The organism is Sorangium sp. So ce836 (assembly GCF_028553905.1).
GTDB classification, from domain to species: Bacteria; Myxococcota_A; Polyangia; order Polyangiales; family Polyangiaceae; genus Sorangium; species Sorangium cellulosum_D.
Genome location: NZ_CP102233.1, coordinates 13,101,632 through 13,127,853 on the forward strand (window position 1 = coordinate 13,101,632; position 26,222 = coordinate 13,127,853).

Annotated in this window: 17 protein-coding genes and 1 tRNA gene; 5 read left to right on the forward strand and 13 right to left on the reverse strand. The window is 68.8% G+C overall.

Features of this window, described 5'->3' with window-relative positions; genetic code table 11:
• Positions 1–24 precede the first annotated feature (24 nt).
• From NQZ70_RS47965 to NQZ70_RS47975, 3 genes are all read right to left on the reverse strand, one after another.
• On the reverse strand, positions 25–1,416 hold the full coding sequence (locus tag NQZ70_RS47965) for a replication-associated recombination protein A (RefSeq protein WP_129580206.1): 1,392 nt from the start codon (positions 1,414–1,416) through the stop codon (positions 25–27).
• Positions 1,413–2,057, reverse strand: a complete 645-nt coding sequence (locus NQZ70_RS47970) for a TlpA disulfide reductase family protein (protein ID WP_129580207.1) — start codon at positions 2,055–2,057, stop codon at positions 1,413–1,415. Before NQZ70_RS47970 ends, NQZ70_RS47965 begins: the two co-directional genes overlap by 4 nt.
• 164 nt (positions 2,058–2,221) lie before the next feature.
• The gene (locus tag NQZ70_RS47975) at positions 2,222–2,920 is read right to left on the reverse strand and encodes a YggS family pyridoxal phosphate-dependent enzyme (RefSeq protein WP_129580208.1); all 699 of its coding nucleotides are present in this window, start codon (positions 2,918–2,920) and stop codon (positions 2,222–2,224) included.
• Positions 2,921–3,139: 219 nt separating this feature from the next.
• Between NQZ70_RS47975 and NQZ70_RS47980 the strand changes: the two genes are divergently transcribed.
• Together NQZ70_RS47980 and NQZ70_RS47985 are read left to right on the forward strand one after the other, a co-directional pair.
• On the forward strand, positions 3,140–3,601 hold the full coding sequence (locus NQZ70_RS47980) for a hypothetical protein (protein ID WP_165374528.1): 462 nt from the start codon (positions 3,140–3,142) through the stop codon (positions 3,599–3,601).
• A gap of 155 nt (positions 3,602–3,756) precedes the next feature.
• Positions 3,757–4,245, forward strand: coding sequence for a hypothetical protein (locus tag NQZ70_RS47985; protein ID WP_207218058.1), 489 nt, complete (start codon positions 3,757–3,759; stop codon positions 4,243–4,245).
• Positions 4,246–4,528: 283 nt separating this feature from the next.
• On the opposite strand, the gene NQZ70_RS47990 is transcribed toward NQZ70_RS47985, so the two are convergent.
• The gene (locus NQZ70_RS47990; RefSeq protein ID WP_129580209.1) at positions 4,529–5,032 is read right to left on the reverse strand and encodes a cyclic nucleotide-binding domain-containing protein; all 504 of its coding nucleotides are present in this window, start codon (positions 5,030–5,032) and stop codon (positions 4,529–4,531) included.
• A 279-nt stretch (positions 5,033–5,311) separates the two neighbouring features.
• Positions 5,312–5,746: a GNAT family N-acetyltransferase gene (locus NQZ70_RS47995; protein ID WP_020741352.1), complete on the reverse strand. Its 435-nt coding sequence runs from the start codon at positions 5,744–5,746 to the stop codon at positions 5,312–5,314.
• Between the two features lie 173 nt (positions 5,747–5,919).
• On the opposite strand from NQZ70_RS47995, the gene rpe reads away from it, so the two are divergent.
• The 3 genes from rpe to NQZ70_RS48010 all read left to right on the forward strand — a co-directional run bounded on the left by rpe (position 5,920) and on the right by NQZ70_RS48010 (position 8,419).
• Positions 5,920–6,633 (forward strand): ribulose-phosphate 3-epimerase, encoded by a 714-nt coding sequence (gene rpe / locus NQZ70_RS48000; RefSeq protein ID WP_129580210.1) that lies wholly within the window; start codon positions 5,920–5,922, stop codon positions 6,631–6,633.
• The gene (locus tag NQZ70_RS48005; protein WP_272827140.1) at positions 6,630–8,141 is read left to right on the forward strand and encodes a hypothetical protein; all 1,512 of its coding nucleotides are present in this window, start codon (positions 6,630–6,632) and stop codon (positions 8,139–8,141) included. Before rpe ends, NQZ70_RS48005 begins: the two co-directional genes overlap by 4 nt.
• A gap of 191 nt (positions 8,142–8,332) precedes the next feature.
• A tRNA-Ser gene (locus NQZ70_RS48010) sits at positions 8,333–8,419 on the forward strand.
• Between the two features lie 749 nt (positions 8,420–9,168).
• Here NQZ70_RS48010 and NQZ70_RS48015 read toward each other — a convergent pair.
• The 8 genes from NQZ70_RS48015 to NQZ70_RS48050 form a co-directional block, all read right to left on the reverse strand.
• Entirely contained in the window at positions 9,169–11,271 is a 2,103-nt protein-coding gene (locus NQZ70_RS48015) for a DEAD/DEAH box helicase (protein WP_129580211.1), read from the reverse strand.
• Positions 11,272–11,274: 3 nt separating this feature from the next.
• Positions 11,275–12,585, reverse strand: coding sequence for a BREX system ATP-binding protein BrxD (brxD, locus tag NQZ70_RS48020; protein ID WP_129580212.1), 1,311 nt, complete (start codon positions 12,583–12,585; stop codon positions 11,275–11,277).
• Positions 12,582–15,434, reverse strand: coding sequence for a BREX-6 system phosphatase PglZ (gene pglZ, locus NQZ70_RS48025; RefSeq protein ID WP_129580213.1), 2,853 nt, complete (start codon positions 15,432–15,434; stop codon positions 12,582–12,584). Before pglZ ends, brxD begins: the two co-directional genes overlap by 4 nt.
• 66 nt (positions 15,435–15,500) lie before the next feature.
• Complete coding sequence (locus NQZ70_RS48030; protein WP_129580214.1) at positions 15,501–19,220, reverse strand: Eco57I restriction-modification methylase domain-containing protein; 3,720 nt, start codon at positions 19,218–19,220, stop codon at positions 15,501–15,503.
• Positions 19,213–21,159, reverse strand: a complete 1,947-nt coding sequence (locus NQZ70_RS48035) for a hypothetical protein (protein ID WP_129580215.1) — start codon at positions 21,157–21,159, stop codon at positions 19,213–19,215. The genes NQZ70_RS48030 and NQZ70_RS48035 overlap by 8 nt, the downstream gene beginning before the upstream one ends.
• A gap of 3 nt (positions 21,160–21,162) precedes the next feature.
• Entirely contained in the window at positions 21,163–24,786 is a 3,624-nt protein-coding gene (gene brxC, locus NQZ70_RS48040) for a BREX system P-loop protein BrxC (protein ID WP_129580216.1), read from the reverse strand.
• Positions 24,787–24,794: 8 nt separating this feature from the next.
• Positions 24,795–25,436, reverse strand: coding sequence for a BREX protein BrxB domain-containing protein (locus tag NQZ70_RS48045; RefSeq protein ID WP_129580217.1), 642 nt, complete (start codon positions 25,434–25,436; stop codon positions 24,795–24,797).
• The gene (locus NQZ70_RS48050; protein WP_237244718.1) at positions 25,433–26,218 is read right to left on the reverse strand and encodes a DUF1819 domain-containing protein; all 786 of its coding nucleotides are present in this window, start codon (positions 26,216–26,218) and stop codon (positions 25,433–25,435) included. Before NQZ70_RS48050 ends, NQZ70_RS48045 begins: the two co-directional genes overlap by 4 nt.
• Between the last annotated feature and the right edge of the window lie 4 nt (positions 26,219–26,222).

The following is a 26,222-nucleotide window of genomic DNA, read 5'->3' on the forward strand; positions in this document are numbered from 1 at the left end:
GCGCGGCGCGCCCGGCGCCGCGCCTCAGCCGCCCTCTCCCCCGCCCTCGCCGCGGATCCGGCGGAGGCGCTCGCCGATCGTCCGCTCGTAGCCGCGGTCCGTCGGCTCGTAGAACCGGCTGCCGACGAGCGGCTCGGGCAGGTAGGCCTCGCCCATCGCGACGCCGCCGGGCTCGTCGTGCGCGTAGCGGTAGCCCTCGCCGTAGCCCTCGTCGCGCATCAGCCGCGTGACGGCGTTGCGCAGCGTGAGCGGGACCGGCAGCGCGCCGTGCTCGCGCACGGCCGCCTGCGCCGAGTGCCAGGCCGCTTTGCACGCGTTCGATTTCGGGGCCGTGGCGAGGTACAGCGCCGCCTGCGTGAGCGGGTAGAGCCCCTCCGGCATGCCCATGCGCCGGAACGCGGCGTCCGCCGCGACGGCGACCTCCAGGGCGCGCGGGTCGGCGTTTCCGATGTCCTCGGAGGCGAAGATCATCATCCGGCGCAGCAGGAAGAGCGGGTCGTCGCCGGCCTCGACCATGCGCATCAGCCAGTAGACGGCGGCGTCGGGATCGGAGCCGCGCATCGACTTGATGAAGGCGCTGATGACGTTGTAGTGCTCCTCGCCCGCCTTGTCGTAGAGCAGCGTCTTGTGCTCGCTCGCGCCGGCGATGAGCTCGCGCGTGATGGTGGTCGCGCCCGCGCGCGCGGCCTCGTCCGCGGCGATCTCCAGCGTGGTGAGCGCCCTGCGGGCGTCGCCCTGCGCGAGCGCCGCGATCGCCGCGAGCGCGTCGTCGTCGGCCGAGACCGCGCCGGCGAGCCCGGCCTGTGACTCGAGGGCGCGGCGCAGGAGCTCGACGAGCTCCGCGGCGTCGAGGCCCTGGAGGCGGAAGACCTTGCACCGGGAGAGGAGCGGCGCGTTCACCGCGAACGACGGGTTCTCGGTGGTCGCGCCGATGAGGGTGATCGTCCCGTCCTCGACGTGCGGGAGGAACGCGTCCTGCTGGGCCTTGTTGAAGCGGTGGATCTCGTCGACGAACAGGATGGTGCGCTTGCCCTCGTACGAGCGCGCGGCGCGCGCCTGGGCGAGGATCTCGCGGAGCTCCGGCACGCCGCCCAGCACGGCGTTGAAGGGGACGAAGCGGGCGTTCGTCGTGTGCGCGACGACGCGCGCCAGCGTCGTCTTGCCGGCGCCCGGCGGGCCCCAGAGGATCATCGAGGGGATCCGGTCGGCCGCGATCGCGCGCGCGAGCAGCTTGCCCTCGCCGAGGAGGTGGCCCTGGCCGATCATGTCGGCGAGCGAGCGCGGGCGCATGCGCTCGGCGAGGGGCACCGCGGCCCGGAGCTCCGGCTCGCGCTGCCGGGCGGCGTCGAAGAGGGTCGGCTCGTCGCCCGCGGGCCGCCGCCGCGCGCCGCCGCCGCCGCCGCGCGCCGCGCTCATTCGAAGACCGACCTCGCGCCGGCGCGCTCCGAGAGCAGGACGTCCACGGCGCGGCGCGCGATCGCCGGATCGCGCCCGACCCACCGCACGGTGCCCGCGCCGTCGACGACGAACGTGAGGGGGACCTGCGCGACGCCGTAGGTCCCGGTGAGCCGCTGGCCGAGATCCGCGACGATGGGGAACGTCGCGCCGAGCTCGTACGCGGCGGCCTCGGCGGCGGCCTCCGAGTCGTCGACGTTCACGCCGATCACGGCCACCCCGTCGGCCTTGCGGTCGCGCCAGAGCTCGTCGAGCGCCGGCAGGGTCCGGCTGCACGACGCGCACCAGGACGCCCAGAAGTCGATCACGGTGACCCGCGTCCTCCGGGTGCCGGGCACGCCCACGGTGACCGCCGCCGTCGACTCCGCGTGGAACTCCGGCGCGGCGCTGCCCACGAGCGGGTGGCGCACCGAGGCAGGCATCGCGCCCGGCCCGCACCCGAGCGAGAGCGTCGCGCAGGCCGCGGCGCTCGCGAGGGCGCCGGCGCGGACGGCCGCGCCGAGGCGCGGCAGGGCGGAGCGCGCCGTCGCCGCGGGCGTCGCGCGGCCCCCGCTGACGACGCTGACCGAGGAGGGCTTGTTCTCCGCCTTCGCCTGGAGCACGCGGGGAGTTTAACGTCCCGGCGCGCCATGTCCGAGGGGCGCAGGGCGAAAAAGAGCGCGCGGCCGACGGAAGGAGCGGCCGCCGCGGCCGGCGCGGAGACCGGCTCGATGGATCGGCAGCCGCGCCGGAGTGCCGGGAGCGCGCCGCGCGCGAGGCGCCGGCGTTACCCGCGGGCCCCGAAGATGGCGGTGCCGACGCGGACGAGCGTGGCGCCTTCGGCGATGGCTGCCTCGAAATCGTGCGACATGCCCATCGAGAGCTCGGGCAGCACCTCCTGGCCCCCGTGCGCGTCCCGCAGGGCGCGCAGCTGCGCGAAGAACGGGAGGACGTCGGCCGGGTCCTCGAGGAACGGCGCGATCGTCATGAGGCCGATCGGCCGGAGGTGCGCGCACCGGGCGACCGCGGCGGCGAGCGGCGCCAGATCGCCGGGCGCGCAGCCGCCCTTCGACGCCTCGCCGCCGACGTTCACCTCGACGAGGACGTCGAGGGTGCGGCCGAGCGCGGCGGCGCGCCGATCGAGCTCCACGGCGAGCTCGTCGCGATCCACGGAGTGCACGACCTGCGCGACGCGCGCGACGAGCTTCGCCTTGTTCCGCTGGAGCCGGCCGATGGCGTGCCACACGAGCCCGTCGAGGTCGGCGAGCGCCTCGGCCTTCTCGACCAGCTCCTGCGCGTAGCTCTCGCCGAAATCGCGCTGCCCGGCCGCGTAGGCGGCGCGGACGGCCTCCGCGGGCTTCCCCTTGGACACGGCGATGAGCCGGACCTCACCGGGCGCGCGCCCGGCGCGCGCCGCGGCGCGCGCGATCCGTCGCCGCACCTCTTCGAGCCGCGGCGCGATGTTCTCCAGGTCTTCAGAAATCACGCCGCACGATACCGCGAGCCGCCGCCGCGGACACGAGGGCGCGCCACCGCGCCGGAAGCGGCAGCGCGGGCCGCGGCGGAGGCCGGCGCGCCATGCCGGATCCCACCGCCCGGGCGGCGTGCCAGAGTGTGCCTGAGGACCGCGACGATCGCCGGTCAATCCCTTTGATTTCGATGCCTTACGCGTGGCATGTGGATTGCCATACTCCGCGTACCCGCCATGCGAAGCCTGCTGTTGCTTGCCCTGCTCCTCGCGGTTGGATGCACGTTCAACCCGCAGCCCGAACCGCCGTTCCAGAATGAGGACCCCTCGCCGCCGGGGGCGGCCGCCACCGGGGCCGGCAGCACGGGTGCAGGTGGCGCCGGAGCCGGCGCTGGGGCTGGCGCTCCGGATCCAGCATCGGGCAGCGGGGGCGGGGGCGGCGCCGGCGAGACGGGCAGCGCCACGAGTACGGGCAGCGGTGATGGCGGCGGCATGGGCGGCGGGGGCGGCGCCGGCGGTGAGGGTGGTGAGGGCGGCGAGGGCGGCGCTGGCGGGACCGGCGGCGCTGGCGGCGAGGGCGGCGCTGGTGGTGCGGGCGGCCAGGGCGGTGCCGGCGGCGCCGGTGGTGAGGGCGGCGCCGGCGGCCAGGGCGGCGAGCCCTGCGGCGACGGTGGCGCTGGAGGTGTGGACTGCGGCTGAGCAAGCGCGCAGCACGACCTTGACGGCGGCGCCCGCGCCGTGCAGACGCGAGCGAAAGCAGGCGGCTCATCGCGCTCGACGCCGCGCTCCCGCGGACGAGAGGGCGCTGCGCAAGCGGCAGGGGATTGCGCAGGGTGCTATTGAGGGGAGAGCTTATGCGCAAGCTTGTCGTCCTTCTGATGGGGCTGGTGCTCGCGGGCTGTGGCTTCAACCCACAACCCGAGCCGCCCCTCTCGGGTATCGGGTGCGCTGACTGCGAGGGCGTCGGCGCGACCGGGGCCGGAGGGGGCAACGACACGACCGAAACCGATGGGGATGACGGCAGGGGCGGCGGCGGCCTCACCCCCGGCGAGGCCGGCTCGGGCAACGCTGCCTCGGCCGGCGCTGGCAGCACGGGTGGGACCGGGACCGGTGGCTCGACCAGCACGGATAACCCCGTCGGCGCCGGTGGCGCAGGCGGCGCGGGCGGCACCGGTGGCGAAGGCGGCGCGGGCACCGGTGGCGAAGCTGGTACAGGCGGCACCGGTGGCGAAGGCGGCGCGGGCGGCGCTGGCGGCGAAGCTGGCGCGGGCGGCGCGGGAGGCACCGGCGGCGAAGCTGGCACGGGCGGCACCGGCGGCGCGCTCGGCCAGGGCGGCGCGTGAGGCGACCGATGGGCCAGGCGCCCTCACGCCGAGCGCTCGACGCTGCCTCGTCGCCCGACGGCGGCGCTGGTCTCCCGGGTACGCCCGGGAGACGGTTCCTGAGCGCCTTCCCGCACGCGACAGCGTAGCTGCGGCGCGCGGGCAGCTTCCGCAGTCGCGCGCCGACCGCGGCGGCTGCCGGCGACCGCAGCCGCCGCATTCGCGCCGGCAGCCGGCGTCACGCGCCGACGGCAGCGGCTGCCCGCGCCCGCGGCTCCGCCCTGCGACGCCGCGAGCGCGCGGCTCAGATCCCGGGTCGGCGCGGGCGCGTGTACTCGTCGAGCATGTTCGCGACGAGCTCGGCGAGCAGGCTGTCCGCCACGCGAAGGCGGCGCGACATCTCGCGGGCGATGTTCAGCACGAGGAGGGTGTACGACTTGAGGTCGCGCCGGTAGAGCGCGTCGAGATCGTGGGCGGTGACGCGCATCAAGCGCGACGGGGCGATGGCTCGCACGGTCGCCGAGCGGGGCATCACGTCGAGGATCGACATCTCGCCGAACCAGTCGCTCGGCCCAAGGACCGCGACCCTCGCCTCGACGTCGCGCTTCGAGCGCTTGAGCACTTCCATCTCCCCCGCGAGCAGCACGAACATCTCGCGGCCGCTGTCGCCTTCGCGGAAGGCGACGGCCCCCGGCTGCAGCTCGAGCAGCTCCAGCGTGTCGGCGAGCCCGTGGAGGACGTGATCGCCCAGGCCGCCGAACAGGCCGATCTCGCGCAGCTGCGCGACCAGCTCAGCGTCGCGGCTCACGGGGATGCACCGAGGGCGCCTGCGGCGACCACCACGTCGGCCGACCCGACAACGCCTGCCACCACCTCGCGACCGTATCCGCCTTCTCGCATCGCTCCACCTCGCGGCTCCGAGCCGATGTATCGCGCCTAGAGCGTACGCCGCAACCTGTGGACGTCAACGCTCGCCCTCGCGGCGCGCTCGTCAGCCGCCACGCGGCGCGCTCGGCCCCGACGCTGCCACGCGGCGCGCTCGGCCCCGAAGCTGCGCTGCCGCCGAGCGCGCCTGGCGCGAGCCGCATCAGAGATCCTTGGTGAACACGATCCGTGGGCGCCCAGGCCCGGCGTAGTCCTCGACCTCGGCCGCCGACCAGCCGACCGCCGCGTGGAAGCGCACGGAGCCCTCATTGCCCAGGGTCGTGATCGCCTTGAGCTGCCGGCAGCCCTCGCGGCGGCAGTCCTCCTCGAACGCTGCATAGAGCATCCTGCCGACGCCGCGCCGACGGTAGTCGGGGTGAATGCCGACGAGGTGCACGTACCCGATCGCCGCGTCCGGGCACCTGAACCCGAGCAGGAAGCCGACAAGCAACCCGCGATCCTCGACGACGCGGGCAAGCCGCCCGAGCTCGTAGAAGAAGATCGGGTGCGCGAGCGCGCTGGTCGGGCCTGCCCACCACCGATCGATCTCGCCCACGATCCGGTCGTAGTCGGGCTTCGTCAGCGGCCGTGTCTCCATGCATCACCTCACTCGAACGGTTCGGGATCCTGCCTTCGGTCTGCAGCGCCGCCGCGCAGGGCACGAGCGACTCGCGCAGACCTGCGCAGCCTAGCAGCCGCGCCGGCCTCCTCGTAAGCACGCTCGTGGATGCCCCGCTAGCCGCCGCGCGTCACGCCTGCTAGCGCTACCCCGTGCGTCACGACAAAATCATCGTCGCTCCGTCGATCCTGTCGGCTGACTTCGGTCGTCTCGCGGAGGAAGTGCGGGCCGCCGAGGCCGCCGGCGCCGACTGGATCCACGTCGACGTGATGGATGGCCGGTTTGTGCCAAACATTACGATCGGACCGCTGGTCGTTCGCGCGGTTCGCGCCGCGACGCGTCTTCCGCTCGACGTGCACCTGATGATCGTGGAGCCCGAGCGCTACGTGGACGAGTTTGCGGCCGCCGGCGCCGATCGGATCTCGGTCCACGTCGAGGCGTCGCCGCACCTGCACCGGACGGTCCATCAGATCCGGGAAGCTGGCGCGCGCCCCGGCGTCGTGCTGAACCCTCACACCCCGGAAGAGTCGATCCGGCACGTGCTGCCCGATCTGGATCTGGTGCTGGTGATGAGCGTCAACCCCGGGTTCGGCGGCCAGCGGTTCATCCCGGGGGCGCTCTCCAAGCTGCGGAGCCTGCGCCAGGCGATCGATCAGGCGGGCCTCGACATCACGCTCGAGGTCGACGGCGGCATCGCTCCGTCGACGTCGGGGCAGGTCGTCGCGGCCGGGGCGAGGGCGCTCGTCGCCGGCTCGGCCGTGTTCGGCGCCGCGGCGCCGGGCGAGGAGCTGTCGTTCGACGCGCGCGTGGCGCGGTACGCCGAGGCGATCCGGGCGCTCCGCGCGCCCGCCGCGGAGCAGCTGTGATCCAGCCCAATGCCCGAGCGGCGGCGGCGCGGGGGCCCGCGGCGGCGCGAGCGGCGGCGGCGAGCGCGGCGGCGGCGCTCATCGGGGCGGCGCTCGTCGGGACGGCCGCGCTGGCTGGCTGCGCGCAGCCGGCTGCACCTGCGGCGCCGCCGCGCGCGCAGGCCTCGGACGCGGCGCGCCCTGCGCCGCCTGTCGCGCCTCCGCCCGCCGGGGGCGCAGATCCGGTCGGCCAGGGCGAGCTCGACGACGACGCGGCCCGGCTGACCCAGGACGAGGTCGCGCGCGTGCTCGCCCGCGTGGCGAAGGCGCGCGGCCTGCCGGTGCTCCGCGAGGTGCGGAGCCGCGTGCTCACCCGCGGCGAGATCCTGGCGCGGGTGCGCGCGCACGTGGAGCGCGAGATCCCCGACGGCGTGCTGGATCACCAGCGCGAGGTGCTCGCGGCGCTCGATCTCATCCCGGCCGATTACGACTTCACCGCCGGGATGTACCGCCTGCTCGAGGGCCGCATCGCGGGCTTCTACGAGCCGGAGGACGCGACGATGTACCTCGTCGACGATCTCAGCGAGACCGAGGCCGAGGAGACGCTGGCGCACGAGCTCGTCCACGCGCTCCAGGACCAGAGCTTCTCGCTCGGGAAGCTGCTGCGCTTCAAGGCGGGCGACAGCGATCGCCTCGCGGCCACGCACGCGCTCGTCGAGGGCGAGGCGATGAGCGCGATGTTCGATGTGCTCGTCGGCTCGGCGTTCCAGATGGACGAGTCGACGCTCCGGAAGCTCGTGGCGATGTCGACGGCGCTGTCGTCCGTGGGCGACACGCCGCTCGTGCTGCAGGAGTCGCTGGGCGCGCCTTACACGGACGGCTTCGCGTTCGTGCAGGCGCTGCGCCGGGACGGCGGCTGGGCCTCCGTGGACGCGGTCTGGCGCGCGCTGCCGGAGACCACCGAGCAGCTGCTGCACCCCGAGAAGCTCGCCGCGCGCGAGCCCGCCGTCGAGGTGGCTGTCCCGACCGCCGCGGCGCTCGGTCCAGGGTTCCGCGTCGTCTTCGACGACGTGATGGGCGAGCAGGCGCTGCGCATCACGTTCGCGGCCTACGGGCACCGCGAGGCGGCCATCGGCGCGGCGGCCGGGTGGGGCGGGGATCGGTACGCGGTGGTCCAGCGGGACGATCCGCAGGACCCGACGCGGCGAGCGTTCGCGCTGGCGTGGCGGCTGCGGTTCGACCGCGCGGCCGACGCGGCGGAGGCGGGGAAGGTGCTCGAGCGCCGCTTCGGGAAGGCGTGCCAGCAGCGTGCGTCGCTCGGGCCGCTCGCGTGGACGGCGCGCGGGAGCGACGTGGCGATCGTCGCAGGGCCGTACGAGCGGCGCGGGGGAGGGGAGGTCAGCGCGGCGGGGACCTGCGCGGGCGCGAAGACGTGGCTGGCGGAGGTGCTGAAGGGCGGGGTAGGGGAGAAGGCGGGGGGAGCGGCGGGGACGGGGGGAGCGACGGCGGGGAACGGGGGACGGAAGTAGGGGGAGCGCTCGAGAAGGGAGGGGGAGGGGCGACGGAGGGGAGACACAGATGTGGAGGTGGCGCTCTGCCGGGATGCGGGCTGGTCGAGGCCAGGGGCGCCCCACGGACGGCCGGTGCGGCGGTGCGGCGCGAGGGCGGCGTTGACAGGCGGCGCCAGAAGGGGCACAAAAGCAAGTCGTTCTGAGTATTTGGAGGAGTGGCCGAGCGGTCGAAGGCAGCGGTTTTGAAAACCGCCGTTGGGGCAACTCAACCAGGGGTTCGAATCCCTTCTCCTCCGCTGAAATCTGCTGTGAGTTCCGGCATTTGCTGCGGTTGAGAAGAGGGACGGGAGAGGACAGCGGCGGACAGGACGGGACCCGAGATTTGGCAAACTTTTGGCACGGCGACCCCCTGTCCGGCACCCGCTCCGGGACCGTTCCCGTGCCTGAGCCGCTTGAGCCGGACCACGGCGAGTTCGACGGCGAACGTACGCGGCGCTCCTGCCCATCGGTCCCCTCGCTTGCCGTACCAGTAACCCGTGCCCGATCGTAAGAGGACGTGTTCGGCGCTCCAGCCTCTGGTCCTCCCCCCGCCTCCGCAGACACCCCCGAAGGCACCAGGAGGCAGGGATCCGCTCACCTTCGGCTTCCACGTCGACGACGCGCCGATGGGCGAGCGTTCGGGCGTGCTCTGGCAGACATCACGGCGGCGATCTGGTCGTGCCGCACGGTGTGCCTGATGGTCGATGCGTCCGACGAGATGTTCACGCCCCTCGCCGGCGTCCTCGCAGCGCTCGTGCGGCGACGGGCGCTGACCTTCCGGTTCGACGACTGTCGAAGCTACAGCACGGAACCCGCCTCCTCCGGGCGACCGCTCGAGAAGCTGAACGCCCACCTACCGGCGAGGATCGTCGCACGACCGAAGAGCGCGAAGCCGTGGTCCTACAAGCTCCACGTCTCGCCCGGAGCATTCATCTGCGTCGAGCGAGATGAAGTGAGGCGAACCTTCATCTGGCGGCTTGAGCGGCAAGCACCTCGAAAGCGCTGACTAGCTCGCCAGCCACCGCACCGTGCCACTCACGTCGATCAGGTAGCTCTCGATGACCTCCAGGGCGAACTTCTCCGGCAGGCAGTCCTGGAACTTCGAGAGACGGTAGCCGGGCAACCGGGCGAGCACCGCTCGACGAACCTCTGGCGTGTCCCAGAACGCTGCCGACGCCATCTTGCCGATCGCCGCACGAACGCTCTCGTGGCCGACGCCATCACCCTCGATGCGGAGCTGGAAATTGTCGGCGACGACCTTCCATCCCGCTGCGACCTCGAAGCCGTACTTGAGGGTATGGTTGATCCTGCCGCCCGCGAAGGTCCACCAGCGCGCGATGCTGCCGTCGAGCTGCACGGCGTGCCCCGAGCGACGGAGAAGGTCGCCGAGGTCCTCGCGCTTCTCGTCGAGATGCTTCGAGCCAGGCTCGTCAACGTAAGGGAAGCGGTCGGCATCGGTGAGGATCCGCTTCATCTTCTGGCACAGCTCGAACCCGAGGTGCTGCGGGACGAACCCACCCCAGCTCGGCTTGCGGCCTCCAGGAGCCTCTCGAACGATGACGACCTGATCGTCGTGGCTCACGCGCTCGACGGTCCACGCACGCCCACCAAGGAGGAACGAGGACATGTCCTCGACGAGCCGGTCCACGAAGTTCTGTTCGAGGGACCCGAGGTCGCGCCCACCGGTCGTGACGACGCGGTAGAGCACCGGCGACGAGAACACGGCGTACAGCTCCAAGAAGTTCTTCTTGCCGAAGGCCTTCTCGGCATTCTGCCCCATCGAGAGAAGTCCCCCGGCCTCGAAGAGGAAGTCTTCCTTCTTCATGTGCTCGATCGTCTCGTCGAACTCGGGCCGAGAGATCGCGCGGAAGTCCGGCACTCGTGTGAGCTGCTCCCAGCAGCGTTCGGCGCTGATGGCGCCGTGCTGGAGCGTGAGGGCGAGGAGCTGGTGGACGAGGACCGGCCAGCACCGTTGCTGATCGGCGACGCGCTCGACCCAGCCCTCGCGCGCTAGCTCGATCAGCGCGATGGCTTGCAGCACGGTTTCGGAGTCCTCGCAGAGGAAAGTCGTGTTCGCGCTCGTCCCGGCTCGCCGCCCCGTCCGCCCCATACGTTGCATGAACGAGGAGACCGTACTCGGGGCGTTCGCCTGGAAGACGCGATCGAGGTCGCCCACGTCGATGCCCAGCTCCAGCGTCGAGGTGCAGACGATGCACGCGTTCGTGCCGTGCGCGAACCGCTCCTCGGCAGCTCGTCGTTCTTCCAGCGAGACCGAGCTGTGATGCACGAACACGTCGATCGATCGACCGCGCATCCGCTCGGCCACCGTCTCGGTGAGAGCCCGGGACTGACAGAAGAACAGGCTCTTCTTGCCGGATGCGCGAGCGGCGGCCTCCCCTGCGAGCCCCACAACGCTGTCGTAGAGGCCCACGAAGAGGTCACGCTTCGCCAGGGCCTTCGGCGGGTCTACGACGACCCCCTCGCGCTCGGACGAGCCCTTCAGCCACGTGAGGATCTGGTCGGGGTTGCCCACCGTCGCCGAGAGCCCGACCCGCTGGATGTCGTTTTGGCTCGATGGCGCGAGCCGCTCGATGACCGACATCAAGTGCGCCCCGCGGTCCGTCCCGGCGAGCGCGTGAACCTCGTCGATCACGAGGAGCCGCAGGTCCTTGAAGAGCCGCTGCACCGGGGACCTCGGCGAGACGAGCATGACCTCCAGCGACTCGGGGGTCGTCATGAGGATCTCCGCGGGCTCGCGGACGAACTTTCGCTTCGCGGCGTCGTTCACATCTCCGTGCCAGACGAACCGACGCAGGCCAACCATCTCAGCGTACGTCCCGAGACGGTCCTCCTGGTTGTTGAGCAGTGCCTTGATGGGCGCGATGTAGATCACGCCCACGCCCTCGGGCTCCCGCTCGACCAGGTTCGCCAAGGCCGGGAACATCGAGGCCTCAGTCTTCCCACCGGCCGTCGGCGCCAGAACAACCGCGTTCTTGCCGTCGAGGATCGCCTCGCTGGCAAGCTCCTGCACGGGGCGGAGCGAAGTCCAACCGAGGCGCGAGACGATCGCCTCCTGCAGCCTCGGAGGGAAGCGAGCGAACGCGGACACGCGCTAGAACTCCACCGACGTGACCGGGTAGCCCCTCTCGTCGTTGGGCTCGGGCTCGTACTCCAGCGGCTTCTTCCCTTCGGCTGCGCGCTCCTCGACGACGGTCTTCGGCGGCTCGGGGAGCTGCGCGTCTGGGTTCTCGGCGACGACATCGAACAGGTTCACGAGGCTCCGGAGGAACTGTCGCGGGACGATGCCCACGTCGCCGCCGAAGCCCCTGGTCACGTCGTCGACCTTCGCGGTGATGACCTCGGGAGTGACCCTCTGCGCGACGATGTTCGGGTCCCCCATCGGGTACAGCTCGCGGAGTCGAAGGCCCACGTCCTTCAGACGATCACGGTCGAAGGGTTTCAACTCCAGTTGCGGCTGGCGCATCGAGACGAGCCCGCCCTCGACCTGGAAGCGGATGCGGTCGTGGAGCGGCTGGAGCCCAGCGACGCCTCGCCGCGTGTCGAAGAACTCCGGCGTGCCCGTGAAGACCCAGAAGGCGCCCTTGAATCTGTCGGCCGCGTCGATGATCTGACGGATGCCGTTCAGCGACTTCCCCCGTACGTCACCGCGCATCCGGAGGATCGTCTCCGCCTCGTCGATGACGATGACGAGGCCCTTGTAGCCCGCGGCCTTCACGACTTCGAGCACGCCCTGGAGGTAGGCCATGGCGTCCGTGCTCGTGATGTCGCCTTTAATGCCGGCGGCCTTCTTCTCGGAGGCGCTGACGTTCTCGCTGCCCGCGAGCCACGACATGAGCGCGCCGGCCTCGCGCACCTTCCCCGCCTGCTTCAACTTGAAGACCTCGCGCAGGACCCGCCCGAGGTCCTCGGGGGCCTTGCCGCCGGTGAGCGAGGTGATGTCCTCTTCGATGCGCTTTTGGACCTTCTGATCGAAGTCGGTCGCGTTCTCGTCGGCTCCTCCATCGATGAGCGCGTTCTCCACCTTGGCGATCCAGCGGTCGATGATGTCGCCGAGCGCGCCCCTCGGGCACGAGCTGGTCCCCAGCTCCTGGACGACCTTGCGGTACACGTCGTCGAACTTGTGGAAGTGGAGATCGTTGTCCGAGACGACAACGAAGCTCGTGGCGAAGCCCTTGGCTTGAGCGTCGACCACAGCGAGCCGGGCCATGAACGTCTTCCCGCAGCCGTAGCCGCCCCGGAGAAACTTGAAGACGCCCTCCCCCGACGCGGCGAGTCCGAGGAGCCGGTTGATCTCGGCGCGCTGCTTCTCGATGCCGACGGCGAACGCTTCCAACCCGCGCTCGGGCACGACCCCGGACCGAAGACGTTCAAAGATGTGCTCGCGGTCTCGCTGACTCGTCATCGGTCACCTTCTCGCACGTAACGCTTGCCGCCCTCTGCCGTCTCGATCCGAACTTTGAACGGGAGCTTCGGAAGGTGTTCCTCGAACTCCAACGAGAATCTTCGAAAGGCTCGCGGCGATCCGAGCAGGCTGGTCACCTCGAGCTCGGTCACCACGCCGTGCTTCTCGATGTGGAGGAAGACCTTGCGGATGCCCTCGTCGGCGATGGTGCCCGCCCATCCCTCAGTGGCAGGCGGGGGGATCGAGGGCGGCTTCGACGCCTTCGTAACGACGCCGACCGACGTGCCGCTCACCGAGTACCAAGCTTCGGGTGAGGCTCCCTTCACCTTCTCGATGTTGTCCGGGTGATGCACCTGGACGCGAACGCGATCGTCGGTCGGTCCTTCGAGCCCGAAGAAGACCTCGGTCCAGGTCTCGCTTACGGGGACCTGGAGACGCCCCGTCTTGAGCGTACCGGGGCCGGACACGTCTTTGAAGACCACGCGAACGGCGTCGCGCTCCAGTGCTCGGAGCGACAGGTCCACAGCGCGTGCCGCCGCGAATCCGAGACTCGTCGTCGTCTGTTTCGCGAAGACGATGCGCAGCTTGAGCCGATGCAGGCCCACCACATCGGGTAGGGGTTCGACCTCGACCTCGTACGCCGAGTAGCCACCCTGCTCGACCCGCTTCCGCGTGACGGTGAGGACCGGGATGACTCGCTCCTGGGGGCTGTTGCCTCCGTGGACGAACGTGGCGCCCGCGTTGCCGGTGGCGAAGACCGCGGTGTCGTCTCGGAAGAGGAGGCAGCCGGTGAGCCCGTCGTACCCGAGTGAGGAAACGGACACGTTCACCATGCCCGCCTCGGCCCGCGGATGCTCGTCGAGCACGTGACGACGCTGCGGATCGCGCTTCGTCCCGAAAGGCCGGATCTCTGTCGTCTCGTCTTGAAGCAGAAAGCCGTGGTCTGCGGTGAACACGAAGTTCTTCACGCCAGCGAGCTGGAGGTGGTGCCACGCCGCCTTGATCTGGCGCAGCGTGGACTCGAAGGTCGGGAGCCCGACGTTCGCCTCGCCCGCGTCGTCGATCTCCTTCGAGTGGACGACGATCACTTGGTGCGGCCTCACGTCCTTGGTCAGGGCAGCCGTTCTCGCCTCGCACACGTCCGCGAGTTCCAAGAGCAGGGCCGGCTTGCCTGCGCTTCGGAGCCCCATTGCCCTCGACCGGTCTTCGGGCTTGCGGACGGTGAACTCGCCGGTCTTGAAGCCCTGGAAGATGCCGGCGACCGTGAGCTTGTCGCCCTGGGAAACCGGCGCAAGCACGTTCATGCCGACCGACGTAATTGTCGGAAGCTCGGCGAGTCGTGGCTTCAGATCCACGACGGTGCCCGCCCCCTTCAGCTCCTCGACAAGCTCGGTCGCCATCTCGAAGCGGAAAGCGTCGATCACGAAGACCGCGACCTTCTCGCTCGTGAGCGTCAACGGGTACACCACCTGCTCGAAGAGGTTCCGCTGCCGCAGCTCTGGAGACGGCAGGAAGCCGTGCTCCTTGCAGAGGCTGGAGAAGTCGCGCGTGAGCTGGTCAGCCCACGCACGATGAGCCTTCCTCAGCTCGGTGGCGACCTCGCGGAGGGCCCCGTAGTGGGGCAGGCGCGACTCCAGAAGCGCGAGGCGCCGCTGCTCGAAGCGACGATGTGCGCGATCCACCTCGAAGCCGTCCTTCGCGTACCGCTCGGCCGCCTCGTCGAGACTGCGTGCGCCCGCCAGCGGCCTGGGGTGCCGTGCGAGGGTCGAACCGAAGTCGGCGGCTTCGGCGACGAGGTTCCACGCCCAGCGTCGGAGCTGATCCCGCTGAAGCCAGAACGACTTGTCTCCTTGGCGAACCTCGCACCAGGCCTTGGCCTTCGCCCACTCCCCCTTGCGAAGAGCATCGACCGCTCCGATCAGGACCCGATTCTCCTCCTCGCGGAACGTGTCGATCTGCCCAAGGTCGTAGGGCGACATCGTAGCCAGCTCGTCGGTCAGGAAGCCCTCGACCTCATCAGCGATCCGCGCATAGGCGTCGCCGCTGTCGCGACGGACCTGCGCCGCGAGATCGCAGCACGCCTTCACCAGGGGAGCGGACAGAGACTTGAGCCGGCGTAGGCGCTCGTCGTGTGCTGGCCGGCGGAGGTCGTGGACGTACTCCACGGAAAGCGCCCACGCACCAAGCTGGTGGAGTGCTCGGTCGAGCGGCTTCGACTCCGTGTCGGGGTAGAAGGCCTCCCACGCTTCGTCCATGCCGGTCAGCCGGTGGATGTAGTTCCGAAGCGTCTTGATCTCCTCGGTGGCCATCACACGGGGTGCGAGCGAGCTGGGCTGGGCGAGAGCCTCGGCCAGCATCCGGGGCCCGAACTCGTCGAGCGCTGCGGCAAGCCCGAATGTGCTCTGTGAGACCGCAGATGAAAGCCAGGCGTCGGCCTCTTCGAGGCTCGGCTGCTTCGCCACGAACTTCTCGACCTCCGCGGGAGCCACACGCGCTGTAGCGGCCTCCCGGATCAACGTGTCGAGGCCCTTCCGAAACCTGACGCCAGGCTCATACAGCTCCAGCACCGGCGTCGCGCGGATCGACTGCTCGGTGAAGCCAGGCATGTGGATGAGGAGCGGCTGCTTGTCGAGACCGCTGCCGTAAGGCTCTAGCTTGAAGAGCAGGTCGAGGAAGCTTCCGCGGAAGCCGACGACCGGGAACGGGAACGCACCGGCGCCATGCGCGACGGCGAGGTCGTCCACGAGGCGCGAGTAGTGCGCGTCCTTGTCGAGCCAGATCACGATGCCCTGGCGACGAAGCTCGCCAAGGATCTCCTGCTCGATGACCTGCGAGACGGGGCCACTCATACGGACCCTCGCTGGTCGGTTTGAACTATCCGGAGTTCCCGGATCCTTGCTCTCGGGAGGCCAGGGCTACGCATCAGCTCCCTCCAGGTCCTGCCCCGGATCGCTTTCCTGGAACAGCGGCCCTGCGTCCGCGTCATCTCCCTTGGCGTCCCGCCTCTCCCTCCGCTTCATCTCCTTGGTGAGGATCTCGCGTGCCTCCCGCTCGTGCTCCTTCAAGAAGCTGGCGCGGGCGTCAGCGGACCCCGGCTCGTCGATCGTGAAGTTGGGGCCGATCTCGTCCTGGAGCCGCAGCTCCCAGGCGTACGCCTTCCCGGAGTGCAGCGCCCAGAAGCACTTGTGCGCGACTGCGAACGACGGATTCTCTTGGCACTTCTTGCGCACGCGGGTCGGGAAGTAGCGGGCCGCGAGGTGGGACCAGTCGTAGTCCTTCTTGCCCTGCGCGTTCGCTAGCTCCTTCCACCACTTCTTTGGCTCCTTCCATTGTGGCTCCAGAAGCGGCCAGAGGGCGGCGCTGTTGACCAATACGCCGTCGTCGAGGTCCATCTCATAGCGTGCATCGACCTCGCGCCTCGTCGTCTTGTCGTCGGGAGGTGGCGGACCTTTCTCTGCGATCTCGGTCACGCTCGCGATGAACTCATCCAGCTCTTCGAGGAGCTTCTGCACCTCGGTAAACCGCTTCTCGGTAGCTCCCTTTGTGCGGCCCGCCTGACGGGCTTCCCGCAGGTCGGTCAGCTCGCCTTCAATTCTCCGCTTCTCGGGCATCAGATACTCGGCGAGGAGGACGGAGAGCGTGTTGGAGCGGAGGCTGTGGACACAGACGTACGCGACGTACGCCCGCTTCGCGGACGACAATGGCAAGTGGATGGGCCGACCCTCGTACAAGCTCCGGTGCTCCGGGAAGAAGCTCTTCCGGAGGTAGGCTCCGAGTTCGCCTTCACGGCCGATGTTGTCGCCAGCCACCCGCCAGGCGTGGCGCAGAGCCGCACACGCTTCGTGGTTCAGAGCCGGAGACTCCGGACCGAGAAGAAGGATCCCGTCGGGAAGCCCACTGGCACCTGACTCCGCGATCCCACCTCCCACGTCGAATCGCCCGAGAGCGACCCCCAGGGCATGGGAGACGGCAAGCCACGGCTGGGGGGCTTCCTCGACGAAGCTCGGGACGGGCAGCGCCTGGCCCGTTGGGCGGTCCACCGCGCGCTGAGCCCAGGACTGCGTGGACTCCCAAGTCGTCGGTTCCGGGGCTCGATAGTCGATCGACAGCTCGTTCCCACGTTCGTGACCCGTGAACGCGACGCGCAGCCTGGCAACGACCTCGGCTGCCCCCTCCACGGGATCGAACGGCAGTCGGCGCACATCACCAAGCTGGAAGTTGACCGTCGGATTCAGCGCCGACGCGAGATCCCGAACGACGCTCCGATTCAACGCGCAGACGAGCGCCTCAGCGGTGACCTCGGACGCGGGAAAGACGGACGCACCAGACACGTCACGAACGCTCGTAACGGTATGAAGCCGCGTCCCGAACCGGTGGCCAATCGTCGTGTAGGCAACCCCGAGCAACGAGGGGCGCTCGACTCGGACGTTGGGGAGGAGGACGCGCAGCTCAAGAGCGCGGTGTTCGGCTCGGAGCACCCATCGATACGGCTCGATCCACTCCCGCCCCTCCGCGCCCTTCAGGTAGGGCAGGAACGGACCGGGTTGGTCCGTCGCGGCAGCCCTCGCGAGATGGTGGGGCACCTCCCAGATTGCGCGGAGGAACCGTTCGTTGTTCGTCGTTGCGATGCCACCCTGGCAGTCGGCGACATCATCAATCTTTGGAAGCTCGCCGTACCGGCGCATGAACGCCGGATCGAGCCAGAAGAGCAACGGGGCTCCCTCTACTCGCGCGAACACGCCAGGATCGAACGGCGTGTAGTTCGCCTCGTTCTTGAGCGCGTCTGCGATCTCGACGGTCTGCAAAGCCGAGATGGTATCGCGAGTGCCGACCCTCGCGGCGAAGGACTTGCTCTCTGGCTGATGCTTCGGCGAGGCGACGACCATCGCCGACTGGATCAACTTGGACGCTCGGCGGAACGCGCCTTTTCCAACGTCCGCCAAAAGCAGGATGTGGCCCGCGAGCATCCGCTCGCGGGTGTCGCGAAAGGTGCTGAGGAACATCCAATTCGACAGCGCCACGAAGGCAATGAGGCCGTTTGGCTTGCACAGCTCGAAAGCTCGCTGAACGAACGCGGCGAACAGATCGGGGCTGTCACCAAACGCCTCCACCAGCACGGAGGTGGGCAAGTCGATCTTCGACGTAGCGAGGTACGGGGGGTTGAAAACCACCACGTCGTAGCGGCCCTCGACTAAGAGACGCTGCAACCGCAGGCCCGCAGCGAGTTGGGTCCCGTCGAAGCGGACCCCAAGGTCGTCGGCGCCCGTGTGGTTGGTCACGAACCGCTCGACGCTGACGCTGGGGTCTGACTCCTCAAAGAGAAGCGGAGGTGCCTGCTCGTGGCGGAACCGCATCAGGCTGCCTCGGACCCCTACGTGACGCAGAGCGCGCACGGCCTCCGTCACGTCGCCACGACCACTCGGAAACGCGCGTGCAAGTGCGGCAAGAGCAGGGTCGTCGGGAGCGAGCCCATCGAGATCGAACGCGGTCGAAACCAAGTTCATCGGTGGGATGCGGCCCCGTGGAGCGAGTCTTCGCGCCTTAAGATAGAGCACGGCAGCCGCGACCTGAACGGCACGACTGTCGATGTCGATCCCGTGAAGGTTGTTGCGGAGGATGCTCTCCGCGATCTGCTCGTCTGACATCTCGTTGCCGGCGTCGCGCGCTTCCTCGCGATACAGCGGCACTAGCAGGTCGAAGGCGCCGGCCAGGAAGTGACCGCTCCCACACGCCGGGTCGAGGACTCGAAGCTCCGCGAGGCGTGACGGTAGCTCGCCATCGAGCGACGCCGCGTTGTGGATGAACATCGGCCAGGGCGGCGGTGCCTTCGGCTGGTCGGAATGCCGCGCTTCTCGTGCCTTGCGCATGTCGAGGGCAATCCGACCCAGACTATTCTCCAGCAGCCACTCCACCATGTACTGCTCGGTGAAGAGCTGCGTCTTGGACGCGATCTCGTGGGCGTCAACCTTGCCCCGAGGCCCGATGCGCGCGTCGATTGCCTCTCGCTGCGGGTCGTTCCAGAACTGGTACACCCACCCGAGGGTCGTGTCGTCTTGCCATGCCGTAGCCAGCTCCGGCGCGTTAAGGACTGCGACGATCTCGCGCAACGCGGCGGGCGAGAGCGTGAAGTATCGGTCGAGGGGCCGCTCGCCGTAGAGTCCCGGAAGGTCGATCGCCAGCTCCTCGAAGAGGAGCTTCAGCAGGAAGTCGAGCCCTTCGTAGTCGTCCTTGCCTTGGCCATCAGTTAGCCCAGGGCCGTGGCTTCGGAACTCCAGATAGCCCTTGCTGCTCCATCCGCCGGTGAGGACCGCGGGCCGAGAGACGCCACAGGCCTCAAGCTGTCGAAGAAGGAAGAGCCGGAGGAGGGCGTTCGACGCCATCTCGGACTCGACCGACGCGCGCGCATCCAACCCGGCCTCCCCGCCCTCACGACGCGCCCGAGCGCGCTCGGCGAACCACCCTTCCAACCGGTTGCGCAGGGCGAGTTCCTTCGCATCGAGTCCAGCCTTGGCGGAGGGAACCGAAAGCCGAAACCGTCGATCAAGCTGACGAGTGAGGTCACCCTCCAGCAGCGTCCGCAGACGCCTGACGCTGGAGGAGAGCGCCTCCATGGCTTCGGGCGCCATCTCAGGCATCTGCTTCCTCCGCGTCCTGGCTATCCGCGTCATCGAACAGCGGACCGGCTTCGCCCTCGTCCTCCTTCGCGTTCTTCTTCTCCCTCCGCTTCATCTCCTTGGTGAGGATCTCGCGTGCCTCCCGCTCGTGCTCCTTCAAGAAGCTGGCGCGGGCGTCAGCGGACCCCGGCTCGTCGATCGTGAAGTTGGGGCCGATCTCGTCCTGGAGCCGCAGCTCCCAGGCGTACGCCTTCCCGGAGTGCAGCGCCCAGAAGCACTTGTGCGCGACTGCGAACGACGGATTCTCTTGGCACTTCTTGCGCACGCGGGTCGGGAAGTAGCGGGCCGCGAGGTGGGACCAGTCAAGATGCGTTCCCTTCGGGCCGCTCTCGTTTGCAACCTGCGACCGCCACTTCTTGGGGTCCTTCCATTGTGGCTCTAACAGCGACCACAAGGCTGCAGCGTTCACCATCACGCCGTCCTCCATGATCATCACGAAACGTGAATTCATTGCTCGCTCGATGGTCTTACCATCGGGCTTGGGTGGACCCCTCTCCGCGACCTCCGCGATCCTCACGATGAAGTCGTCCAGTTCCTCGATCAGCCGCTGCACCTCAGCGAAGCGCTTCTCAGCGTTCGCCTTGTTGGTCGCCGGCGCCTTGGCGAAACGGAGGTTCTCGACCTCTCTGTCGAGCCGTCGCTTCGTCGGCACTAGGTAGCCGGCAAGGAGGACGCTGAGAGTGTCGCTCCAACGGTGAGTGGAGGCGAGTGCGACGAAGCTCCTCCTTGACGAGGAGAGTGGAAAGTAGATGGGCCGACCATCGTAGAGCTTCTTGTGGAAGGTGAAGAACGACCTCCGCAAGTACGTCCACAGGTCTTTGTCTTGCCCGACGACGTTGTGCTCGCGCCATGCGACATGCAAGGGCTCACAAGCCGGGTGGTCGAGGCTGTCGAAACCCTCGGACGAGAGGACGAGCAAGCCTCGCGGCAGTGCGGAGCCGCTCGCGCTTGCTCGGACGCCCCCGTGACTCGGGTCGAAGCGAGCGAGCACCACGCCGAGCGCAAAAGAGATGAACGCTTCCGCCGGAGGGTCATCTCGTTCTGGGTCGAAGGCAGGCAGCGGATGGCCGTCAGGTGTATCGATCGCCGTTTGGACCCACGCCTGCGCATAGCGCCGTGCGGAAGGGCCAGGACGTACGAACTCCGGCGACGCTTCCCTCGCTGCCTCGTGCTCATCGAACACCTCACCAACTCGCGCAAAGATCTCCCGCGCCTCTGCGAAGCCAACCATGGGCACCCGTTCAACGTCTCCGTTCGTAAAGCTGACAGTCAGATTGAGTGATTGCGGTACATGCCGCGCCATCGAACTGTTCAGCATGCAGACCGCTGTAGCAACGTCAGCAAGAAACGCCGATGAACCGGCGTCAGTGAAGATGCTGGCGTCCCGGTGGGCACGAGCGGTAAAGGACGCCCCAATCGTGGAGTACGCCACGCCGCGCGAGAAATAGCGGTCGGCTTCTCGGCCAAACTTACTCTTCTCGTAGGTTCCCAGTTGGAGACCGTTGCGGTTCCAGTGTACGAGATGCGACAAGGGCTCGAACCATGCACGAGCGTCAGCGCCCTTGATGAAGTGTACCCACGGGCGCGTTTCATCAGGAACGTATTCCCAAAACGCCGGGCGGTTCGTTCGCGCGAGATCGATGTCGTGCCTATGCCTGGCCTTGCTCTTTGGCTTCGTCGCGCAGGCCCGCTCATCGATCCACGACTCGATCCGCTCTCGACGGCGGCGGTGGGCTTCCTCGAGCCCCGCCTCGCCAGTAGGCACCGACAGGCGGTAGAGGCGATCGGCTTCGTCGTGGGTGGCCCTCAGGAGGCGCGAGCGGATGCCCTTCTCGGGGTCCTGTACGCTCCCTCGGAGCGTCTCGGCGAGGAGCTTCTTTGCATCGGGCGTGAGCGGCATGGCTTAGACGATGCGGACGCGGGCGCCCTGGTCGAGAAGAGGTCCGATGCGGTCTTCCAGCTCCTTGAAGACGGCCTGGAGCTGCTCGCGGCTTGCGACCTCTCGGCCTCGCAAGTGCGTCTCGACCTTCACGACCTGGCTGTCGGTCTTCTTGCTCAACTCCTCGTCGAGCCGATCGTTGGCCTGCTCCTCGGCGTGATGGATGCGGCTCGCGAAGCGGTCACGGACCTCGACAAGGGTCGGCGAGATGGCCTCGGGCGTCGTGTCCACCATCACCTCGGCGACGGGACGAAGGACACGGTGGGCTTGGTCGGCGTCGAGCTGCGCAAAGCCCGAGCGCGTCTTCACGCGGCTCCGGACGGCCTCGGCTTCGGTGTTCTGCCGGTTCAAGAGCGACCGCCGGACCTCGACGTACCGGGCCTTGATGCGATCGATCGCGGGGTTGAGCTGGCTCGCCTCGCGCCACGGGCGATCGGCAGACAGATGGTTCGTCACGACGGCTGCGTCATCTTCGAGACCACCCAGCTCCTCTATCGCCCGGAGCTGTGAAAGTTCGTGATCGCGAACACGAGCGGCCTTGTTGAGCGTCTCGATCGCATCGGGCGCCAGCTCTGCGCTGCACACGCCGAGCTGCTCCAAGCCGTCGCGAAGAACATCGAGGTTGCGCTTCACCTCGATCACGGTCTTCTGCACGAGCCGTGAGCGGCAGCAGTCCTCCAGGGCTCGCCCTAGCTTCTGAAGCGCAGGAGGAAGCGACGGGCGACCTGGTAGACCGTCGAAGCGGCGCTCGATGTCGCGGAGCCGCTCGCGGTACGGCGGGAAGTGCAGGAAGGTCGTGTCGGCGATCGGCTCGTCGTCGGGCTCCAGATCGACTTGAAGGTAGGTCTGGAAGAGCTTCCGGATCGCGATGCGGTCGCGCCCGGTAACTTCGCCATCCGTGGCCGGGAAGAACTCGGCCCGGCGGAAGTCCCGATCGCGCGTGAAGAGGTCGCGCACGCCGGGGTCTTGGTACGAGGTGATGTCGTCACCATGCGCGGGGCGGATGCGGATCTTCTTGCCGCGAAGGAGGCCGGCGCAGCACGCCTTCACGAGATCGGGCGCGTAGCCGTAGGGCGGGCTCACGAACGTGGCGACGAGTGTCTGGCCGGAGAGACCGCCGTTCGACTCGATCTCCTGCGCGATCCGCGTGGGGTACAGGCCCGTGCAAGAGGCGACATACTTGCCGGCGTCGAGCGCGAGGATGCCGAGCCCGCCCTCCATGAACTTCGTGGACGGTCCGGTCAGCTCCTTCTCCAAGAGCTGGTTCAGCTCCGAGGGCGAGATCGCGATCTCCGAGAAGTGCGGGTAGAGGTCGGCGAGCACACGCATGGCCACGCTGCTGAGGGCCGGACCGAACGCGCTCGCGGTGTCGCGGGGCCGCAGCTGCTGACCGCGGAAGTAGAGCGTGCCCTCGACGAAAGCCTCGGCGACGGCGGCACGAACGCGGCCCTCCAGCTCGTCGAACCGCGCCTCCTCTTCAATGAGGAGTCGCTGCTTCTCGCGCGTGAGCGACTCGCGTCGGGGTCGGTAGCGTTCGAGCATCCGATCCGAGCGCGCGAGCTGGCGAGCGTGATCTTCGATCGCACCGGACTCGCCGACGACCCAGAGCAGGCGGTTGCGGAGCTGGTCCAGGTCGCTCTTCGGCACCCAGAGGGTGGAGGCTCGCTCCTCCTTCTTGCTGAGGAAGCGGAAGTCCACGGCGACGGTCGAGTCCTCCCGAGCGTCTTGGAGCTTCACGTCGTGCGCCTGGCGTCCGTCCGAGAACCACAGCGTCCACGGGAACGTGCGCCCCTTCCACCGGGGTCGCTCCTGCATCGAACCCACGAGGTGCCTCAGCGCGTCTTGAGCGATCTTGCTGATCTGCTCCTGCGCGACGCCGATGTCGTCGCGCTCCCGCTGCCATTCCTGGCCGGCGGAGCTTTGGATCTTGAAACCGTGCTTCTCGGAGTACGAGAGCAGGCTCAACGACCGGAGCTTCTCCAGCGCATCGGTCACGGCCTGCACGCGGTTGCCCTCGCCGAGCTTGGAGTAGAGGCAAGCCGCCAGGAGGGGCGGCATCGTCGGCGTCTGCTCCTGGATCAGCTCCAGAAGCGCGACGGCCTTCGCGACCCGCTGGGCGAGAACGTCGTCACGCACCTGGGGATCGTTGAAGATGCGCGAGAGGGTCGTTTGCACGTCAGCGTCGAGCGCCGAGTGCTGCACCTCGAAGATCGCATCGAGCGTGACGAGTGAGCCCACCTCGCCGTCGGCGAGCGTCTGCTCGCGGAACAACTCGCCGAGGAGCTGGAGGAGACCGCGGATGGCGTGGTCGTCGCCCTGCACGCGGGTCGAGCGCGTGCGAAGGTTCGACGTGACCTGCATGAGGAGGTCGATGTGCCCGGGCAGCATCGGGTAGACCTCGACGAAATCCTCCTCGGTGATCTCTTCGCAGGCGTACCCGTAGAGCTTCAGGTCACCCCGGTGCTTCTGGAAAAGATCGCGCAGCGTGCTCTCCAGGTGGGGCTTCTTCTTGAGGAGCCGCTTGTGGACGACATCGCGGATGTTCGTCGTCCCGAGATGAACGCGAAGGTGCGTCGGGAAGCGGTCCTTGAGCTTGCCGAGGTTGTTCGTCTCCGCCGTATCTTCGAGCTTCTGCTGGCCGGTCGCGAAGAGCCAGACGCGGCCCTTGAGGCGCTGCCCCAGCTCCGAGACGAACGACTGGAGCTTAAGCATCCGGCTCTCGTCCTGGTGGACGTACTGACTCACCTCGTCCACGACGATGAAGAGCGACTTGTTCTCCTCGCGGACGTGGATCATCGCGTCGATGGCCTCGACGACCTCGCGGACGCTCGTGCCGGAGCCGGTGCGAGAGCCCGCCCGGCTGTCGATCCAGCTCGTCGGCTCAGGGTAGCGATCGGGCTTCATCACGTGGAGCACGTGGGAGAAGTGGTCGTCCGCCTGCTCCTCCTCCTTCGCGACCTTCCAGTCCTTGCCGAGAGTCTTCTTGGCGGCCTGCACGAAGGCGTCCCACTCGCCATCGCGCTCCAAGCGCAGCTCGAAGTCGGCGACGAGATTGCTCTTCGAGCAGTAGCCGAGCCGCGACTGTACGAGCCGAAGTACGGCCGAGTGGATGTGCTCGTTGTCCCGCGCCACGCCGCCGATGTCGAAGACGACGGCCATCGGGTTCACGAGCTTGGCCATGGCCTCCCAGGCCTCGACCAGCTCTTGTCGACGCGGAGAGTCGTCGCGGTTCAAGAGCGCCGTCCAAAGGGGCGTCTTGTCGGGGAGGACCACGCCGTCGAGCGAGAGGCCGAGGAGCTTCGCGAAGCTCGACTTACCGGAGCCGTAGAAGCCCGAGATCCACGACGCTGGCAGCTCGGGGCCGCCCTTCTTCGTCAGCTCGTGCTGGATGCCTTGGAGCAGGCGGACGAACTGCTCGTGGATGCCCGACTTCACCCGATGCGCTCGCGGATCGCCCTCGGGATAGCCGCCCGTGATGATGTACTCGCTTACCTCCGACTGGAGCTTCGCGGGCGACTGCTCGTGGAAGTACACGACCGGCGGGATGTCCCGGGTCACATCGGCTACGAACAGGTCTCGGATCTTCATGTGCTGGCTCACGGGTAGATGCGGGGGCGGTAGTCGCGGTCGGCGTCCAGCTCGCCCATGAAGGAGAGCGCCGTGGTGTCCTTGCGCTCGCCTGGATAGAGCAGCACGACGGGGATGTTCCGCGTCTTGCCGTCGATGTGCTTCAGGAGCGCGGACGATCGGAAGAACGGGTAGAGGGCGCCGGCCCGTCCGATGAGGACGAGGGTCCGGTCCGCACGATCGGGGTTCTGCTCGGCGAAGTCGGTGATGAGCTTCGCCACGTCCGCCGCGATCCCCTCCGGCCCCTCGATGTGGGGCGCGATCTTGTCGCGCAGATACGCGAGGGCTCGCTCGGGGTCCTTCTCGTAGAGGCGTCGCTCTCGGTTGACGAGCGCCTCGACGTTCGTCTGGCCGGTCGCGCGGATGCGGTCGAGGAGGATCTTCTGGAGGGAGATCGGCAACACGCCCCACCCCTCGGCGCTCAGCTCGTCGGTGAGCCGGCGCATGAGCTGGCGGAGCTTGAACTCGTCCTTCGGGCGGTACGGCAGGATCGCGAAGCGGTAGTTCCGCATCGTGCTGATCTGCGGGCCGTCCTCGGCGAGCAGATCGCGCCGGAGCGCAGCCACGGCCTCGTTGAGCGAGGACTCTTGGAAGAAGGGCTCGGTTGTCAAAGCGCGGCCTCCGCCCACGCAGTCAGCGTGGGGGCCTCCCACTCGAACTCGGTGAGATGCGCCATCCGGCGGAAGGTCATCCCCCGCAGCGATCGGAGCCGCTGGTCGAGGACGCCCTCCGCCAGGCCGACGGACGTGAGGTAGGGGTTCTCCGTCAGCGTGCCCGCGAACCGGAGCCCTCGGAGCAGATGCATCAGGTAGGCGAGCGCGAGGTCGGGCACCTTGGGCATCAAGAGCGCGCGTGGATCCCGCTTGGCGGAGACGACGCCGGCTTCAGACGCCGCGGAGAGCAGCTTGCTCGCGAACTGGACGAGCGTCGCCTCCGACCATCGATCGGGAAACTCGTTCTTCACCCAGCGGAGCACCACCTCGCGGTCCACCTTTGGGTCGCGGAGCCCGCGCCGCTCGACGAGGAACTGCCCGGTGAACCGCCGGTAGAGCGGGTCGGACAGTTGGAGGTGCCAGTGGCAGACGACCTGCCGCGTCGCCGCGTCCATCGAGCGCCATCGCCGGAGGACATCGAGCGCCTCGGGGAAGGCGTCGTAGCGGTCCACGAAGTTCGAGAGGAGGAAGCGGACCCGTTCGAGGCTCTTGCTCCCGAACCATCGGTGCTCGAACGCGACGAGCCCGCGGTCCGCGGCGGGGACAGAGGGAACGACGTGCTCCCAGTACGAGCGCGACTCCTCGATCCCGAGCGCGAGACGGAGGATCCGCGTGTGGACCTCCGTCGCCTCGGCGGGACGTTCGGGTCGGCCGCTCGCGCGGTCCTTTATCACGGGCACGACC